Annotated in this window: 16 protein-coding genes, 1 pseudogene and 1 riboswitch; of the genes and pseudogenes, 13 read left to right on the top strand and 4 right to left on the bottom strand. The window is 38.5% G+C overall.

Annotated features, from left to right (window positions below; all coding sequences use genetic code 11):
- Positions 1-4: 4 nt before the first annotated feature.
- The 9 genes from nirD to CDG56_RS10035 all read left to right on the top strand — a co-directional run bounded on the left by nirD (position 5) and on the right by CDG56_RS10035 (position 10154).
- The gene (nirD, locus tag CDG56_RS10075; RefSeq protein WP_087547781.1) at positions 5-1624 is read left to right on the top strand and encodes a nitrite reductase small subunit NirD; all 1620 of its coding nucleotides are present in this window, start codon (positions 5-7) and stop codon (positions 1622-1624) included.
- Positions 1625-1816: 192 nt separating this feature from the next.
- On the top strand, positions 1817-4597 hold the full coding sequence (locus CDG56_RS10070; protein WP_087547780.1) for a nitrate reductase: 2781 nt from the start codon (positions 1817-1819) through the stop codon (positions 4595-4597).
- Positions 4594-5217, top strand: coding sequence for a molybdenum cofactor guanylyltransferase (locus tag CDG56_RS10065; protein WP_087547779.1), 624 nt, complete (start codon positions 4594-4596; stop codon positions 5215-5217). The genes CDG56_RS10070 and CDG56_RS10065 overlap by 4 nt, the downstream gene beginning before the upstream one ends.
- Positions 5218-5494: 277 nt before the next feature.
- Positions 5495-6523, top strand: a complete 1029-nt coding sequence (gene moaA / locus CDG56_RS10060) for a GTP 3',8-cyclase MoaA (protein ID WP_087547778.1) — start codon at positions 5495-5497, stop codon at positions 6521-6523.
- Between the two features lie 27 nt (positions 6524-6550).
- Positions 6551-6802 (top strand): MoaD/ThiS family protein, encoded by a 252-nt coding sequence (locus CDG56_RS10055; protein WP_087536153.1) that lies wholly within the window; start codon positions 6551-6553, stop codon positions 6800-6802.
- 1 nt (position 6803) lies between these two features.
- Positions 6804-7325 carry a molybdenum cofactor biosynthesis protein MoaE gene (locus CDG56_RS10050; protein WP_087547777.1) on the top strand — a complete coding sequence of 174 codons (522 nt, stop codon included), beginning with the start codon at positions 6804-6806 and terminating at the stop codon, positions 7323-7325.
- A gap of 17 nt (positions 7326-7342) precedes the next feature.
- The gene (moaCB, locus tag CDG56_RS10045; RefSeq protein WP_087547776.1) at positions 7343-8266 is read left to right on the top strand and encodes a bifunctional molybdenum cofactor biosynthesis protein MoaC/MoaB; all 924 of its coding nucleotides are present in this window, start codon (positions 7343-7345) and stop codon (positions 8264-8266) included.
- A complete protein-coding gene (locus tag CDG56_RS10040) occupies positions 8266-9492 on the top strand; it encodes a molybdopterin molybdotransferase MoeA (RefSeq protein ID WP_087547775.1) in 1227 nt (408 codons plus the stop codon). The genes moaCB and CDG56_RS10040 overlap by 1 nt, the downstream gene beginning before the upstream one ends.
- 179 nt (positions 9493-9671) lie before the next feature.
- On the top strand, positions 9672-10154 hold the full coding sequence (locus tag CDG56_RS10035; protein WP_087547774.1) for a winged helix-turn-helix transcriptional regulator: 483 nt from the start codon (positions 9672-9674) through the stop codon (positions 10152-10154).
- Between the two features lie 18 nt (positions 10155-10172).
- Here CDG56_RS10035 and CDG56_RS10030 read toward each other — a convergent pair whose 3' ends face one another.
- Genes CDG56_RS10030 through tusD form a run of 4 tightly spaced genes read right to left on the bottom strand, consistent with a single transcriptional unit; the run spans position 10173 to position 11570 of the window.
- Positions 10173-10484: a TusE/DsrC/DsvC family sulfur relay protein gene (locus CDG56_RS10030; RefSeq protein ID WP_005216019.1), complete on the bottom strand. Its 312-nt coding sequence runs from the start codon at positions 10482-10484 to the stop codon at positions 10173-10175.
- Between the two features lie 27 nt (positions 10485-10511).
- A complete protein-coding gene (locus tag CDG56_RS10025; RefSeq protein ID WP_005160343.1) occupies positions 10512-10796 on the bottom strand; it encodes a hypothetical protein in 285 nt (94 codons plus the stop codon).
- 11 nt (positions 10797-10807) lie between these two features.
- Positions 10808-11158: a hypothetical protein gene (locus tag CDG56_RS10020; protein ID WP_005160339.1), complete on the bottom strand. Its 351-nt coding sequence runs from the start codon at positions 11156-11158 to the stop codon at positions 10808-10810.
- Between the two features lie 43 nt (positions 11159-11201).
- Positions 11202-11570 (bottom strand): sulfurtransferase complex subunit TusD, encoded by a 369-nt coding sequence (tusD, locus tag CDG56_RS10015; protein ID WP_005160335.1) that lies wholly within the window; start codon positions 11568-11570, stop codon positions 11202-11204.
- 63 nt (positions 11571-11633) lie between these two features.
- Between tusD and galE the strand changes: the two genes are divergently transcribed.
- From galE to CDG56_RS09995, 4 genes and pseudogenes are all read left to right on the top strand, one after another.
- On the top strand, positions 11634-12641 hold the full coding sequence (gene galE / locus CDG56_RS10010) for a UDP-glucose 4-epimerase GalE (protein ID WP_005160333.1): 1008 nt from the start codon (positions 11634-11636) through the stop codon (positions 12639-12641).
- Positions 12642-12793: 152 nt separating this feature from the next.
- A complete protein-coding gene (fumC, locus tag CDG56_RS10005; protein ID WP_087547773.1) occupies positions 12794-14188 on the top strand; it encodes a class II fumarate hydratase in 1395 nt (464 codons plus the stop codon).
- Positions 14189-14303: 115 nt separating this feature from the next.
- Positions 14304-14795, top strand: coding sequence for a hypothetical protein (locus CDG56_RS10000; protein ID WP_087547814.1), 492 nt, complete (start codon positions 14304-14306; stop codon positions 14793-14795).
- A 136-nt stretch (positions 14796-14931) separates the two neighbouring features.
- A riboswitch (glycine riboswitch) is annotated at positions 14932-15021 on the top strand.
- A 180-nt stretch (positions 15022-15201) separates the two neighbouring features.
- A pseudogene (locus tag CDG56_RS09995) lies at positions 15202-15510 on the top strand (FAD-dependent oxidoreductase); the annotation flags it as partial.
- Between the last annotated feature and the right edge of the window lie 76 nt (positions 15511-15586).

Genomic DNA, 15586 nt, shown 5'->3' with positions numbered 1-15586 from the left:
CAAAATGACAAATCTAAAAGACATGAATATGCTTCCAGAAAATCAATGGATTGATGTGTGTCATCTTGATGACATCACGCCAAATACAGGTGTAGGAGCACTTATTGCGGGTCAATCCGTTGCTTTATTCCGCGTAGGGAGCGAAAAACGTATTTATGCATTAAGCAATAAAGATCCATTCAGCCAAGCAAATGTTATGGCGCGCGGTATTATTGGTGATTTGCAAGGTGAGCGTGTTATTGCCTCACCGATTTACAAACAACACTTCAGTTTAGCAACAGGTCGATGCCTAGAAGATAAAGATCAAAAGCTTTCTGTTTTTCCAACCAAAATCGAAAATGGTCGAGTTTGGGTAGGTACTGTTCCGCAAAAAACTTATATTACCAACAATGGAATTTCACAAGAGAAGTTAAAGCTTGTTCTGATTGGTAACGGTTTGGCTGGGATGCGTTGCCTAGAAGATTTGCTTGATATGGCGCCAGATCGTTATGAAGTGACAGTCATTGGTGAAGAACCTTGGGGTAACTATAACCGTATCATGCTGTCACCAGTGCTTTCGGGTGAGAAAACGATCGAAGATATTATGTTGCATCCTCATGCTTGGTATAGCGATAAAGGGATTAAGTTTATTGCTGATGATCCTGCGATAAAAATTGATCGTACTCGCAAGACAGTCCATACAGAAAAAGGTGAAACTATTGATTATGACCGTTTAATTATTGCCACAGGTTCTAAGCCGTTTATTCCACCAGTACAAGGTGTTGACTTGAAAGGTGTGATTAGTTTCCGTGATATTTATGATGTGAATACCATGATTAAATATTGTGAAACTAAAAAAAATGCAGTTGTGATTGGCGGTGGTTTACTTGGCCTAGAAGCAGCGTATGGTCTGAAGCAACGTGGCATGAATGTAACGGTGCTGCATCTAATGGATCGCATTATGGAGCGTCAATTAGATGGTCGAGCAAGCCGTATGCTACGTCATAGCATTGAAGAGAAAGGCATCAAGATTATTACTGAAGCCAATACCGAAGCTTTAATTGGTAAAAATGGTCATGTCAGTCAGATCCGTTTAAAAGATGGTACTTTATTAGATGCTGATTTAGTGGTCTTTGCTGTAGGTATTCGTCCAAATATCACTTTGGCGCAAAGCGCTGGATTACGTTGTAATCGCGGCATTTTAGTGAATGACACCATGCAAACCTTTGATCCAAGTATTTATGCGGTTGGTGAATGCATTGAACATCGTAACCAAACCTTTGGATTGGTGGAGCCACTTTGGGGGCAAGCATTTATTTGCGCAACCCATTTGGCTGAACATGGTAGCTTAACGTTTAAGTCTCCAACGGTACCAACTCAGCTTAAAGTGAGTGGTGTCGATGTCTTTTCAGCAGGTAATTTTGAGCCTAAAGAAGATTATGAAGACATCATTCTAAATGACGAAAAACGCCATATTTACAAGCGTATTATTATCCAAAAAGATAAAGTGATTGGCGCTGTTTTATTCGGTGATACCGAAGATGGTATGTGGTATGCCGAATTAATTGCGGATCAAACACCTGTTTCGACATTTAGAAATAAATTGTTATTTGGTAAAGATTTTGCATTGAAAAAAGCAGGTTAATCTTACTTTGGTTTAGGAGAAATTTCTCCTAAACCAAAAACTCAGTTATTTAACTACTTTATAGTAGTCAACCAAAGATTCACAATAAAAGTTAAGGCGTAGATTATAAATTGGCTATTGATCACGGATCATACAATTTTAAGCGATTGAAACTTTAATTAGGGCAAAGATGGAATAGGTAAAGGAGCAGTCATGAACAGTATTCAAAATTTAGAACACAGTCGCTCCGATCATGCACAAACACTCATTACAAAAACAACTTGTCCATATTGTGGCGTTGGATGTGGTGTTAATGTTGAAGTTCAACATAAAACACAAGGTTCAAATATTAAAGTTTCAGGAGATACAGAACACCCTGCAAATTTTGGGCGACTCTGTATTAAAGGGAGCAATTTAGCAGACACCTTAGGGTTGGAAACCCGTGTTTTAAATCCGATGTTGGGACGCAAAAATCACCGTAATGTGACAACATGGGATGTTGCAATTGACAAAATTGCAACTCAATTTCAGGCATGTATTGAGCAATATGGACCCGAAAGTGTGGCATTTTATGTTTCGGGGCAGTTATTAACTGAAGATTATTATGTGGTGAATAAATTCGTAAAGGGTTATTTAGGCACAGCCAATATTGATACCAATTCACGTCTATGTATGTCTTCAGCAGTTGCCGCGCATAAACGTAGCTTTGGTGAAGATATTGTACCTGCAAGTTACGAAGACTTTGAACATGCTGATATGGTGGTATTGGTTGGTTCAAATACAGCATGGTGTCATCCAGTTTTGTATCAACGGATTATGCAAGCGAAGAGTCAAAATCCTAATTTATTTGTGGTTGTCGTCGATCCACGATTTACGAGCACTTGTGAGCAAGCAGATTTACATTTGCCAATCTTGCCAGGTCAAGATGTGGCTTTGTTTAAAGGATTATTACAATATTTATATCAACATGGTTATGCTGATCATGAGTTTGTTGAATCTTATACTGAGGGGCTTCAAGCACTTTTAGAAGCGAATCGAACGGAACAAGATTTTAAAGCTGTCGCCAAACGCACAGGTATTTCAGAAGAAAAATTACAACTGTTTTTTGATAAATTTGCCACAACTGAAAAAGTAGTGACTCTTTTTTCAATGGGAGTTAATCAATCATCTCAAGGGGTGAATAAAGCCAATAGTATTATCAACTGTCATTTGCTGACGGGTAAAATTGGTAAGCTAGGCGCTGCACCATTTTCAATGACAGGACAGCCCAATGCAATGGGTGGACGTGAAGTGGGTGGACTTGCGAATATGTTGGCAGCACACTTGGATATTGATAACCCAACACATCAAAATTTGGTGCAAAGTTTTTGGAATAGTCCAGCTATTGCAACAAAAGCGGGTCTTAAAGCGGTTGATTTATTCCAAGCGGTTGAAAGTGGAAAAATTAAAGCGATTTGGATTATGGCAACCAATCCTGTCGTCAGCCTTCCTGATGCTGATCAAGTGAAGCGTGCTTTAGAAAAATGTGAGTTTGTTGTAGTTTCAGATATTTGTGCGGATACGGATACGACAGCTTATGCCGATGTTTTGCTACCTGCATTAGGTTGGGGTGAAAAAGATGGCACAGTGACTAATTCAGAGCGTCGAATTTCACGTCAACGCGCATTTTTAGCTTCACCAAAACAAGCCAAAGCAGATTGGTGGGCTGTTGCTGAAGTTGCAAAAAAACTTGGTTTTTCTGGTTTTGATTTTAGCAATGCGTGTGACATTTTTAATGAGCATGCTGCATTGTCTGCATATCAAAATGCAAGTTTAGCTGAACGTGATCAGGTAGAAAATTTTCGTTATTTTAATTTAAAAGGTTTAACCAATCTAAGTCTTGAAGAATATAATGAGTTAAAACCAACGCAATGGCCTGTGTGGGAAAAAGGTCAGACGACATCGGTTAAGCAACTTTTTGGTCAAGGCGAGTTTAGTTATGCTTCTCGTAAAGCAAAACTTATTCCAACGATCGCAATCGATCCCGTACACTCAGTTTCTGAAGATTATCCATTAATTCTGAATACGGGGCGTATTCGGGATCAATGGCATACCATGACACGTACAGGTTTATCAGCAAATTTAACCACACATCGTGCTGAACCATTTTGTGAGATTCATCCAAACGATGCGCTTAAATTTGGTATTCGCGATAAAGGATTGGTCGAGATTCGTTCGGCATGGGGAAGTTGTGTATTACGTGTGACATTGGCTCAAGGTGTTCGTCGTGGACAAATCTTTGCCCCGATTCATTGGACAGAACAAGTTGCCTCAGATGCTCGGATTGGTAAAGTAGTTAACCCTGTTGTAGATGCAATTTCAGGTGAACCTGAGTTTAAGCATACGCCAGTATCGATACAGCCTTTCCATACGACTTGGCAAGGCGTTTTATATGTTCGAGAAGGGTTCGAACATCAAATTAAACCATCTTTACAGACTTGTGCTTGGTGGACAAAAATCAAAACTGCAAAAGCAATGCGTTATGAGCTTGCCGATAGACACAGTATTGATCAAACTCAAAAAAACTTAAAAACCTTTTTGCCTTTTGTCGATGAAACATATGAATGGTTAAGTATTGAGGATATTTCATCGCAACTCAGTCATAGTATTGTACTCAAAGATGGGATTTTAATCGCAAGTCTTTATATTGCACCTGCTGAGTTATTACCTGATCGTGATTGGGTTGCAAGTTTATTTAAACGTGAGCGATTAAGTGCTTTGCACCGTAAAGCATTGTTGGCAGGTATGCCAATGTCTGCTGCTAATAACGATGGTCCATTGGTGTGTAGTTGCTTCAAAGTAGGAAAAAACAAGATTATTGAAGCGATCAAAACTCAAAATATCACGCATGAAAAGCAAGTCACGGCATGTTTAAAAGCGGGCGGTAACTGTGGTTCATGTTTACCAGAAATTCGTGGTTTGATTAAGACTTGTCAGTTGGAGGCAGAAGCATGACTATGCAAATTCCCGCTACAGATCTCGTGATCTTGGCGGGAGGACAAGCACGCCGTATGAATGGCATGAATAAACTACTTCAACAATTTGATGATCAAATTCAACTATCTAAAATTTGTCAGAAATTTAAATCAGAAGTGCAAAGCATTTGGGTAAACAGTCATCGAGATAGTTCGATTTACAAGCAGATTGAACCGAATATCTATTGTTATTCAGATGATCAAACAGGTTTTTTAGGTCCATTAATGGGGATGAAAAGTGCGTGGTCCCATCTGCAATCGGACTATGCTTTGTTTATTCCGTGCGATGTTACGTATATACCCAATCAAGTTTTAATTAAGTTGCATCGCGCACTACAAAAAAATCCACAAGCACTAGTGGCTTATGTTGCAATTAATGGAGATGCTTTATATCCATTTTGTTTATTAAAAAAAGAAAGCCTGCCAATTTTACAACAACAAATGAATACCAATAAATTAAGTTTAAGAGATTGTTTTAAGCAATTGCATGCACAAAGTGCTTCATTTAAAAAGCAAAGCCTGTTTTGCCATAGTATTAATTCTTTGGATGAGTTACAGCAGTACCAGCAGATGAAATTTTTTAAACAATTGTTTATTTAAAATTTTAGCTTTAAGTTAATCGCACCAAAATATTTCAAAAAATACAAAATTGCTTTTAATTGGTGCGAATGGTTTTCGGTTGTATATTGAAATTTATAACAGTTGTGTGTTGTGAAGCGATAAATTGTTTTGTTAGATAAATAAATGCTCTCAAGGTGGATTAGAGTAAAATATTGGAATAAATATTGCTTAAGTAGAACAGTATGCTGCACATATACAAGCCGCGTCGCACATAACTTGTGCTTAAGTGTTCAGCAAATTCACAATATGAGTGCAAATGATGAAGCATGATATATCTAGGAACAGCCCGATCTTAGAAGATCAGTATGGTCGTATTAAACGTAAGTTGCGGATTTCCGTGACAGATCGCTGTAATTTTAAATGCATTTATTGTATGCCTGAACATCCAGAATGGATGAAAAAACAAGATTTACTCAGTTTTGAAGCATTGCTGCTATTTTGCCAATATATGGTGAAGCAAGGAATTGAAAATATTCGCATTACTGGGGGAGAACCTTTAATGCGTCAGGGTGTTGTTCATTTTATTCGTGATTTGCAGAGTTTACGAATTTTGGGCTTAAAACGAATCTCGATCACTACCAATGCACATTATTTAGCTAAATATGCTGAAGCCCTAAAACAAGCTGGATTAGATGATCTTAATATCAGCCTAGATAGTTTAGACCCAGATCAATTCAAGCAACTGACTAAAAAAGAACTCACTCCCGTATTAAATGGGATAGAGGCGGCAAAAAAAGCGGGGCTTGCTTTCAAAATCAATTGTGTGTTGATGAAAGGTCAAAACGATGAGCAAATTATTCCGATGGTGAAATGGGCAAAGCAGCATAACATTCCATTACGCTTTATTGAATTTATGCCTCTGGATGGTGATCAGCATTGGACTGATCAGGCAGTGGTCAGTGAAGCAGAAATTTTAGCGCAACTTCAGCCTTTTTATCAGATTCAAGCTTTGCAACAGCAGCATGAGCCCGCACGTCAGTATCAGTTAGATGGGCAATATTGTATTGGTATTATTTCAACGATAACTCATTCATTTTGCGGTGATTGTGATCGAATTCGATTAACAGCACAAGGTGAATTATATAATTGTTTATTTGCACAACAGGGTCTGAATATAAAGCCGTATTTACAAGCTGTGATTAAACAGAAACAACTAGCTCAAGATATCAATGATCAAGAGCTTGATCAGCAAATTAAACCTTATATTTGGCACAAAGCGAAAGGTTATCATGCGATAAAACACCAACAAGTACGCAAAATTAGTATGCATATGTTGGGTGGCTAGTTTGGAAAAAAGTGGTCTGGAGAGAATATGCAAACCATTGACATAAAAATAGAAGCTTTTGGTGCTATTGAACGGTTATTGCCAAAAGAGCTTGCATTTGAGTTTGCAGAAAATCAAACGGTTGAAGAAGTGCTAAGTCATATTGTAATGCTTTACCCAGAAGCAACAAAAGCGATGGATAAATGTGCGTGTGCGATAGGTGAAGATATTGTGCTACGTCAAACAGCATTAAATACTTCATGTACTTTGGTATTGTTATCACCTGTTGCAGGAGGGTGAAATGCGCGAATTTTCAAGAGTTCAAGATCAGGCTCTAAGCTTAGACAGTTTTGATCCTATACAATCATTTCCTGAATGTGGTGGTATTGATATTTTTATTGGAACTGTACGTAATCATCATGAAGGTAAAGCAGTTAAAGCATTAAAATATACCTCGTATACACCTGTTGCTGAAAAAATGATTCGTGAAATCGAACAGCAAATCAAAGAGAAGCATCAGGTTTCTTATGTGCGTGTGATTCATCGAATTGGTTATTTAGATGTCAGTGAAACAGCAATCATTGCAATTGCGTATGCTGCTCACCGCCGTGAAGCATTTCAAGCCTGTGAAGAAGCCGTTGAACGTGTAAAACACGAAGTACCAATTTGGAAAGAAGAGTTCTTTATGGATGGTACAAGTCAATATGTAGAAGGTTGCTGTATTCGTAAAGATACGGTCGAAACTGATGCTCATGTCCATAAACATGAGCATCACCACCGTCAAGAACATGAAAATTGTGCGCATGAGCATACACACGAATAAAGCGTTAGGAAGTAAAAATGAAAAATGTTGGGATGAAACCCGAAAGTTACCGTGTTGCAGAAGCACAAGCGATTTTATACGCTCCACCGCATTGTATTCAGCTATTGCGTGATGGAAATACTGAAAAAGGCGATGCTTTAAAAACAGCTCGTATCGCAGGAATCTTGGCGGCAAAACGGACTGATGAACTGATTCCTCTTTGTCATCCTTTACCGATTTATCGTGCTGATGTTGAATATGATTTACAACATGATCATGTTGTAATTCTGACGACTGTAGAAACCATTGGGCCTACAGGGGTTGAGATGGAAGCCTTGACTGCTGCGAGTTTGGCAGGGTTAACTATTTATGACATGTTGAAGCCACATTGTGAACCTGATGAATTGTGTCTAGACCAATGTAAATTGCTTAAGAAAAAAGGCGGTAAGTCGCACTTTAAGCGCACTTTACATCAACCTGTTTCAGCGGCAGTGATTGTGCTTTCTGATACGGTTGCAGCAGGTCGTAAGCCTGATACTGCTGGTAAATCTGTGGTTGAGACCTTAACCGAAGCAGGTTTTGATCCAATTCATTATCAAATTTTGCCAGATGAATCAGATCAATTGAAAGAATTGGTACTAGAATTGACAAAGTCTTATGCATGTATCATGACCGTTGGTGGTACAGGTATTGGTAAACGAGATATTACGGTTGATACACTTGAACCACTTTTAGAACGTAAATTAGATGGTCTGATGGAAGCAGCACGTTCTTTTGGTCAAAAACGCACACCATATGCAGCTATGTCTCGTGGCGTAGCAGGTTTTATTGATCGTTCCTTAGTGGTAACGCTGCCAGGTAGCCGTGGTGGTGCGAGTGAATCAATGGCAGCTATTCTGCCAGCGCTGGTTCATATTTTTGATGTTTGCCGAGATTTACCACATCCGGGGGGATATGAATAATGTCAGGATGTGGTGCTGAAAAGGGTTTAATCAGTATTGATGAGGCACTTGAACTCATTCGAACTCAGCCTAAAACATTGACGACTGAGGTCTTGGCTTTAGCCCAAGGTTTGAATCGTTATCTCGCTAAAGCAATCTATTCCGAGGTCAATCTACCTAGCTTTTCTCAAAGTGCGGTAGATGGTTATGCGATTAATAGCTCACTTACACAGCTTCAAGATGTTTGTTTTGATGTAATCGGTGAGATTAAAGCGGGTAGCGAACTCGAATATCAATTACTCGATGGGCAAGCTATTCGTATTTTTACAGGTGGCAAAATTCCTGAAGGCACCACACATGTTGCTCGACAAGAAATTGTTAAAGTTGAGTCGGAGACAATTCGACTGATTGAACAGCTTAAACCACAGGCTGATATTCGATTTGCCGGTGAAGAAGTCAAACAAGGTCAACAGCTTGCGGACGTTGGTCAGAATATCAATATCGGTGCACTTGCTGCTCTAAGTATGGCAGGTGTGCAAACTGTCGAGGTATTTCAACAGCCTAAGGTTGCTGTGGTTATTACTGGTGATGAGGTTGCTGAGCACCCTGAAGATTTACACGTTGGTAAAGTTTTTGATGCCAATGGGCCGTTACTGAAGGCTTGGTTCAAAGCTTATGGTATCGATGTCGAGATTCTACATATTGCAGATGCGGCGGAACAAGTCACAGCATGTTTCGAGCGATTAAAATCTTTATATGACGTCATTATTACCACGGGTGGTGTCTCTGTGGGGGATTATGACTTCGTTCGTCCATGTGCTTTTGAGACTGGATTTGAACAGATCTTTTGGAAAGTTAAACAAAAACCGGGTAAGCCATTATTTTTTGCAAAATATGAAGATCCTGACCATCATTGCTATTTATTAGGTTTACCGGGTAATCCAGCAGCTGTTTATGTGTGTATGCAGATTTATGGCAACGCTTTATTAGATACTTTGCAAAATCAACGTGAGCCTATGCAATGGTTTAGTGGAGTACTCACCCATGGACTGAAATCTGACGCACGTGAGCGATTTTTAAGAATGCATGCTTATTTTGATCAGGGACAGCTCAAGTTACAAAGCCTTGCGAAACAACAATCACATATGTTGAGTAATTTAATGCAGGCCAATTGTTTAGTGCGTATTCCTGCAAATATTCAGTTAGATGCTGGACAAGAACTTTCAGGTGTTTTTATTCATAGCTAAGTTGTCGAATGAATTTAGATGAAATGATCTGTTTTTTTGATATTTAACTGAGTACCAATATTGCATCTGATTGATCAGGTGGTTTAGTGTATATTTTATAGTGTTTAGTTTCTAAACGTGACGGTTCAAGGCATCGATGAGATGTCTTCAAAGTTCTAAAAAATGATCAGGTGATAATAATGAAATGGGAAGAAATTGGCGATCAGCCATGTTCAGTTGCGAGAACGCTTTCTGTACTCGGTGATCGTTGGACAATGCTAATTTTACGTAACGCTTTCATGGGAATACGTCGTTTTGATGACTTCCAACGTAGTTTGGGACTGACCCGCCACGTACTTTCAGAGCGTCTTAAGCGTTTAGTCGAGCATGGTATTTTAACCAAAGTTCCCTATGTGGAACGTCAGGAACGTTTTGAATATCAACTTACCGATAAAGGTTTGGATCTTTATCCTCTTATTTTAGCGATGGTGCAGTGGGCTGATAAGTGGATGGATATGGGACTTGGAAAACCGATTGAATTTACCCATAAAACCTGTGGTCATAAATTTAACTCAAAGGTTGTTTGTTCAGAATGTAATGAACCGCTGAATGTAAAAGATGTCCATGTATCAGCTGGTCCAGGTTATTTTGCGTTTATGCAACAAAAACAAAATAGCGCCTGATAGATCATTTTCAATGATCTATAAACAATTGGCAGGTTTAGGCACGCCAGCCAAACGGCTTAAATGTCGTGCAACCAACCCTGTATTAAATCTTTGTTGTAATTCAGCATTATTGATTTCAGGACTAACCGTCTTCATCAAAAATTTAATCAGTGGACGAGTTGCTGGGGAATGCCCAAATTGTTGATAGAATTGACGTACGGCGTGGAGAATTTCGAAATGCCAAGCGGTCAGTTCTAGATCAAGTGATTGAGCAAGTTGCTGGGCAACTTCAGTATTCCAAATTGTATAATCGACCAAATGACCGTCTTGATCTAACTCTAATTGCATGAAATAGCCTAATTAACTAAAAATAATTTATTTTAAAGAAATACAGCGTTTGAATTGCAGAACTAAATCAGCGAATTCAGCGTATTCTATAATTTTAACCTCAGATTTGATTTCATCTCCAAGTAAGTTTTGCTCATTACTTAAGCAGTAAAGATTTGGATAAAGATCTACAATCTTTTTAGTTAGCAGTAAAAGCCCATCCCCCATGACTACAATCGTATCATGCACATGTGCCATTTGAGCTAACTCAATCCAGATTTTATCTGTGTTGTAGTAAGGGGATTGAATCAAAAATAAAGTTGAATTTTCCATGTTTCTGAGCTCTACCAATACAAAATATGATCGAAGGATTGAATAAATTCAGGCTGAATCTCAACAAACTCGATTTCTTGATCACTATCTTGCGCAATCGCCAAGTGTTGATTTTTAGTTTCAACTAAAATCGGGGTTAGATCATAGAACTCAAAACTGTCCACCATATTGGCAGCAACTTTGAAAGCTTGTTTGAATTGATCGAACTCTAATTTATTGTTCAATAAGCTCAGTGCAGCATCTTTTAATAAAACTTTGACAGAAATACCAAAGGTTGCTAAAACCATAGTTGCAGACACGCTTTCGTTGATCTGCAAACTAGTTAAATTGGATTGCGTTAGGATGACGAGTACAGATTTCACACAATTTACCTTTTAAAAGCAACACTCTATTAATGAACTTAAACTAAAATTGAATTAAACGAGAACAGCTTTGCACAGCATCAGCTAGCTCTCCAAGCCCAACTAGCTCAAAACCTTGCGCTAAGTTGTGTTGTTGAAGTGAATGACGTTGGGCATTGCTTGCATCAGTGATTCCCCGAGCAAGGGCAGCACTGACACAGACAGGGAGTCGAATGCCAAGCTTTTGCCATTCTTGTTTTAGATTGCGTTGATCATCAGGAAACCACTGTAAATCATTCGCAACCTGAACACCATCTTGGTAAAAGAAGACACGAAAATCTTCGGACTTATTCCCTAATGCTTGAGCTAAACCAAAAGCATGCCAAGCCATAATTGAAGTAGGTGCAGAAGTTATTAACAGTAGTGTACTCATTGAACATTCACTATGGTCACGTAAGCAAAATGATGGACAGATTAAAAAGAAGGTAAGTATACAATGATTTTGGTGACAGGTGGTTTAGGCTTTATCGGTTCACATATTGCTTTGAGTTTATTAGCACGTGGGCAAGAAGTTGTTATTGTTGATAATTTAGCCAATTCGACTTTGCAAACCTTGGAGCGCTTAGAATACATCTCAGGAATGTATATTCCATTTGTTAAAGTAGATGTGAGAAATACACCTGCCTTAAATAAAGTATTTGAACAATATTCAATTCATACTGTTATCCATACAGCCAGTTTTAAATCGCTTGAAGAATCTGTATTAAAGCCACTGGAATACTACAATGATAATGTCAGCAGTATTATGAGCTTATTGAGAGCAATGCAGCGGATGGGAGTTAGAGAATTAATCAATATTTCTAGTTTGGCCGTATATGGGCAATCTAATCCAAGTGTAGTTGAAGAGACTGAGTTTAATTATCGCTACCCAAATCCATATATTCGATCTCAGCAAATGGTTGAAGATATTATTGCAGATACTTATAAAGTCGATCATGAATGGAAAATTATCAATCTCAGATTATCCAATATTGTTGGTGCTTTTGAACATGGAGTTTTAGGAGAATACGTAACTCAACTCCCTAAAAATATTGTGCCTTTAGCTTTACAAGTTGCAGCGATGCAGCGAGATTGTATCGAATTGCAGAATCAAGCGCAGACAGAAGATGGAACGGTTGAAAGGAGCTTTTTACATGTTTTGGATGCTTGTGATGCAGTTTTGATCGCATTAAATTGGTTAAAAACACAAACCAGTTGTTTGGAAGCATTCAACATTGCACATCATCAACTTACATCTATACAAAATTTGATTGATGAAGTTGCGAGAGTCACTCAGACCGAAATTCAAGTGCAACCTGCTGTATATCAAAACCAAGAGTTAGCGCAATTGGGTGCAAATATTGATAAAGCAAAAAAAATATTAAATTGGGTTCCTAAACGTTCTCTATCACAAATGATTGAAGATGAGTGGCGTTTTTATCGCAATACCTTAACAGGTAATTAGGATAATGATTCTTATTTACAATTTTAGTGGCTTTGTTTAGGATAATTAAGACTTATCAAATATACATCAATATGAACTGAGTCTTCGCTAGCCAAAAGCATCAGTTTGCTTCAGCCCGTGAACATTTTAACCAAATAAAGCAGAGGTTGTTTATGCAAATGCGAATTGAACATGACACTATGGGCGAAGTTGAAGTTCCAAATGACGCCTTATGGGGTGCACAAACGCAACGAAGTTTACAGAACTTTAAAATCGGTCAAGAACGTTTACCGCGTGCCATGATTCGTGCCATGGGTTTGGTGAAAAAAGCAGCTGCAATCACCAATGCCGAGTTAAAACAACTACCTGAAGATTTAAGTCAATATATCGTTGATGCTGCTGAAGAAGTGATTGTTGGTCAATGGGACGCACAATTTCCGCTTGTCGTTTGGCAAACAGGTTCTGGTACGCAAAGTAATATGAATTGTAATGAAGTGATTGCAAACATTGCCAATCAGAAATTAGGACAAGTACTAGGTGCGCAAAAACCAGTGCATCCAAATGATCATGTCAATCGTGCACAATCCACCAATGATTCTTTCCCAACTGCAATCCATGTGGCTGCAAGTATTCAAATCAATGAATTACTCATTCCTGCAGTGGAAAAGTTAAAAGCGACTTTAGAGCTTAAATCCAAAGAATTTGATGATATTGTCAAAATTGGTCGTACCCATTTGCAAGATGCGACTCCTTTAACCTTGGGGCAAGAGTTCAGTGGTTATGTTTCGCAACTAGAGCATGGTCTAAAACGTTTGCAGCAAGCACTTGCAGGTCTTTATGAGTTGCCTTTAGGGGGAACGGCGGTAGGTACTGGCTTAAACGCACATCCAGATTATGCGGTGAAAGCAGCAGAACAGTTAGCCGAGTTAACAGGTTTACCGTTCGTCACTGCACCGAATAAGTTCGAGGCTTTAGCAGGACGTGATGCGGCAGTATTTGCTTCTGGTGCGTTAAAAACTTTGGCGGTGAGCTTAAATAAAATTGCCAATGACATTCGCTGGTTGGCAAGTGGCCCACGTTGTGGTTTCGGTGAAATCCGTATTCCTGAGAACGAACCTGGTTCAAGTATTATGCCAGGCAAGGTGAATCCGACCCAAAGTGAAGCCATGACCATGGTGGTGGCTCAAGTGTTGGGCAATGACACTACTATTAACGTTGCTGGTGCGTCTGGTAACTTTGAGTTGAATGTATTTATGCCTGTTATTGCTTATAACTTACTGCAATCAATTCAGTTATTAGGCGATGCTTGTAATAGTTTTAATGATCATTGTGCGGTAGGTATTGAACCAAATCGTGAGAAAATTGATTATTTCTTGCATAACTCTTTAATGTTAGTCACAGCACTCAATCCAGTGATTGGCTACGAAAATTCTGCCAAAGTTGCCAAAACAGCTTATAAGGAAAACAAAACCTTAAAGCAAGTTGCGGTTGAACTTGGTTTAGTGACTGCTGAGCAATTTGATGAAGTGGTTAGACCTGAAAATATGGTTTCTCCGAATAGTAAGTAAATCGTATTGGTAGTTTAAAAAATCCTTCTTTAACCTAGGGGGATTTTTTATGAGTAGTTTTTATAAATCGATCTGCGTACAATATGCTTTTGATTTACCTGATTGTTGCTTCATTATGCTCAATATTTATTTAACAGATACCAAAACCAATATCCAGTTTTCTGATCTTCCAAATGAAAATCCTGTTAAGTTTCTGTTGAATTTAAAGAAAATTTTTCCGAGCACCGCTGATTTATTGTTACCAGTATTACCAGAAGACAATAATTTGGAAAATGTCACATGGGAAGCAACGTCTAAAGATTTCGAAGTATTTAAGAAATTATTGGAAGGTTGGGGCATTATTGAATTGCGTTTAAGTGCTATTACCGCTTATAAAGATAAAAATTTTGCCAACGCGTTAGTCAAAAAAGCGCAGGTTAAACGTAAACAGATTTCTCAGAAACACCCACAGCTTTCCTTGATTGCATTGGATTATGTGTTGATGCATGAGATTCATGCACTGATTGATGCTGAATTAGTGATGATTGGTGAAAAATTCTATTTACCAACATTACGAGAACTCTGGAAAGGGCAGTTTTCAGATCAAGTTTTGCAATGTAAATTTTAATTTTCAAAAGCAGACTTCGAGTCTGCTTTTTTATACTTCGATTTATTTTAAATTGCTTAAATCTTAATCTACAAACAATTACAAGAATTTGGTGTCTGTATTTTTAAACGGCATATATATTGCTTATATGGATATAAATATTATTGCGGGAGAGAAGTTCTTCAATGAACTCGCCGAAGGAGCAACGACCCCGGAAACTCTCAGGCAGAAGGACTGTAATAATAGAAATACAATCTGGAGAGCAGTGCTCAACTTGTAGAAACATACGATAATTTTTCTTCTACGATTAACACTCACCGAAGGGGAAGGCTTCATGATTAATTGGTAATCATCTGCCAAAACTCTCAGGTACCATGACAGATGGGGCTAAGCATTATGAAATGTTATGCATTTCAAGGAGTTTGCTATGCCACATGTTGTTGTTATTGGTGCGGGGATTACGGGTGTAACGTCTGCTTATGAGTTAATTAAATTGGGTTATGAAGTCACAGTGATTGATCGTCATTTATTTCCAGCAATGGAAACTTCATTTGCCAATGGTGGGCAGTTGTCTGCTTGTAACGCTGAGGTCTGGAATCAGAAGGCAACGGTGTTGAAAGGCATTAAATGGATGAGTAAGAAAGATGCACCTTTATTGCTCAATCCGTCTTTTAGTGTGCATAAGTATCGCTGGCTAGTCGAGTTTTTGACTCACATCAAGGACTATAAAGTAAATCTCTGTACACGACAAAAAAAGATAACTCATTGAAATAATGGCATAATACTTGTTTTCTGACGACGAATATGATGAC

The organism is Acinetobacter sp. WCHA39, assembly GCF_002165385.1.
Classification (GTDB): domain Bacteria; phylum Pseudomonadota; class Gammaproteobacteria; order Pseudomonadales; family Moraxellaceae; genus Acinetobacter.
This window is presented reverse-complemented; position numbering and strand designations above follow the sequence as displayed.

Coding starts and splice junctions, on each gene's coding strand:
- nirD (WP_087547781.1), top strand. CDS start 5: ATGACAAATCTAAAAGACATGAATATGCTTCCAGAAAATCAATGGATT.
- CDG56_RS10070 (WP_087547780.1), top strand. CDS start 1,817: ATGAACAGTATTCAAAATTTAGAACACAGTCGCTCCGATCATGCACAA.
- CDG56_RS10065 (WP_087547779.1), top strand. CDS start 4,594: ATGACTATGCAAATTCCCGCTACAGATCTCGTGATCTTGGCGGGAGGA.
- moaA (WP_087547778.1), top strand. CDS start 5,495: ATGATGAAGCATGATATATCTAGGAACAGCCCGATCTTAGAAGATCAG.
- CDG56_RS10055 (WP_087536153.1), top strand. CDS start 6,551: ATGCAAACCATTGACATAAAAATAGAAGCTTTTGGTGCTATTGAACGG.
- CDG56_RS10050 (WP_087547777.1), top strand. CDS start 6,804: ATGCGCGAATTTTCAAGAGTTCAAGATCAGGCTCTAAGCTTAGACAGT.
- moaCB (WP_087547776.1), top strand. CDS start 7,343: ATGAAAAATGTTGGGATGAAACCCGAAAGTTACCGTGTTGCAGAAGCA.
- CDG56_RS10040 (WP_087547775.1), top strand. CDS start 8,266: ATGTCAGGATGTGGTGCTGAAAAGGGTTTAATCAGTATTGATGAGGCA.
- CDG56_RS10035 (WP_087547774.1), top strand. CDS start 9,672: ATGAAATGGGAAGAAATTGGCGATCAGCCATGTTCAGTTGCGAGAACG.
- CDG56_RS10030 (WP_005216019.1), bottom strand. CDS start 10,484: ATGCAATTAGAGTTAGATCAAGACGGTCATTTGGTCGATTATACAATT.
- CDG56_RS10025 (WP_005160343.1), bottom strand. CDS start 10,796: ATGGAAAATTCAACTTTATTTTTGATTCAATCCCCTTACTACAACACA.
- tusD (WP_005160335.1), bottom strand. CDS start 11,570: ATGAGTACACTACTGTTAATAACTTCTGCACCTACTTCAATTATGGCT.
- galE (WP_005160333.1), top strand. CDS start 11,634: ATGATTTTGGTGACAGGTGGTTTAGGCTTTATCGGTTCACATATTGCT.
- fumC (WP_087547773.1), top strand. CDS start 12,794: ATGCAAATGCGAATTGAACATGACACTATGGGCGAAGTTGAAGTTCCA.
- CDG56_RS10000 (WP_087547814.1), top strand. CDS start 14,304: ATGCTCAATATTTATTTAACAGATACCAAAACCAATATCCAGTTTTCT.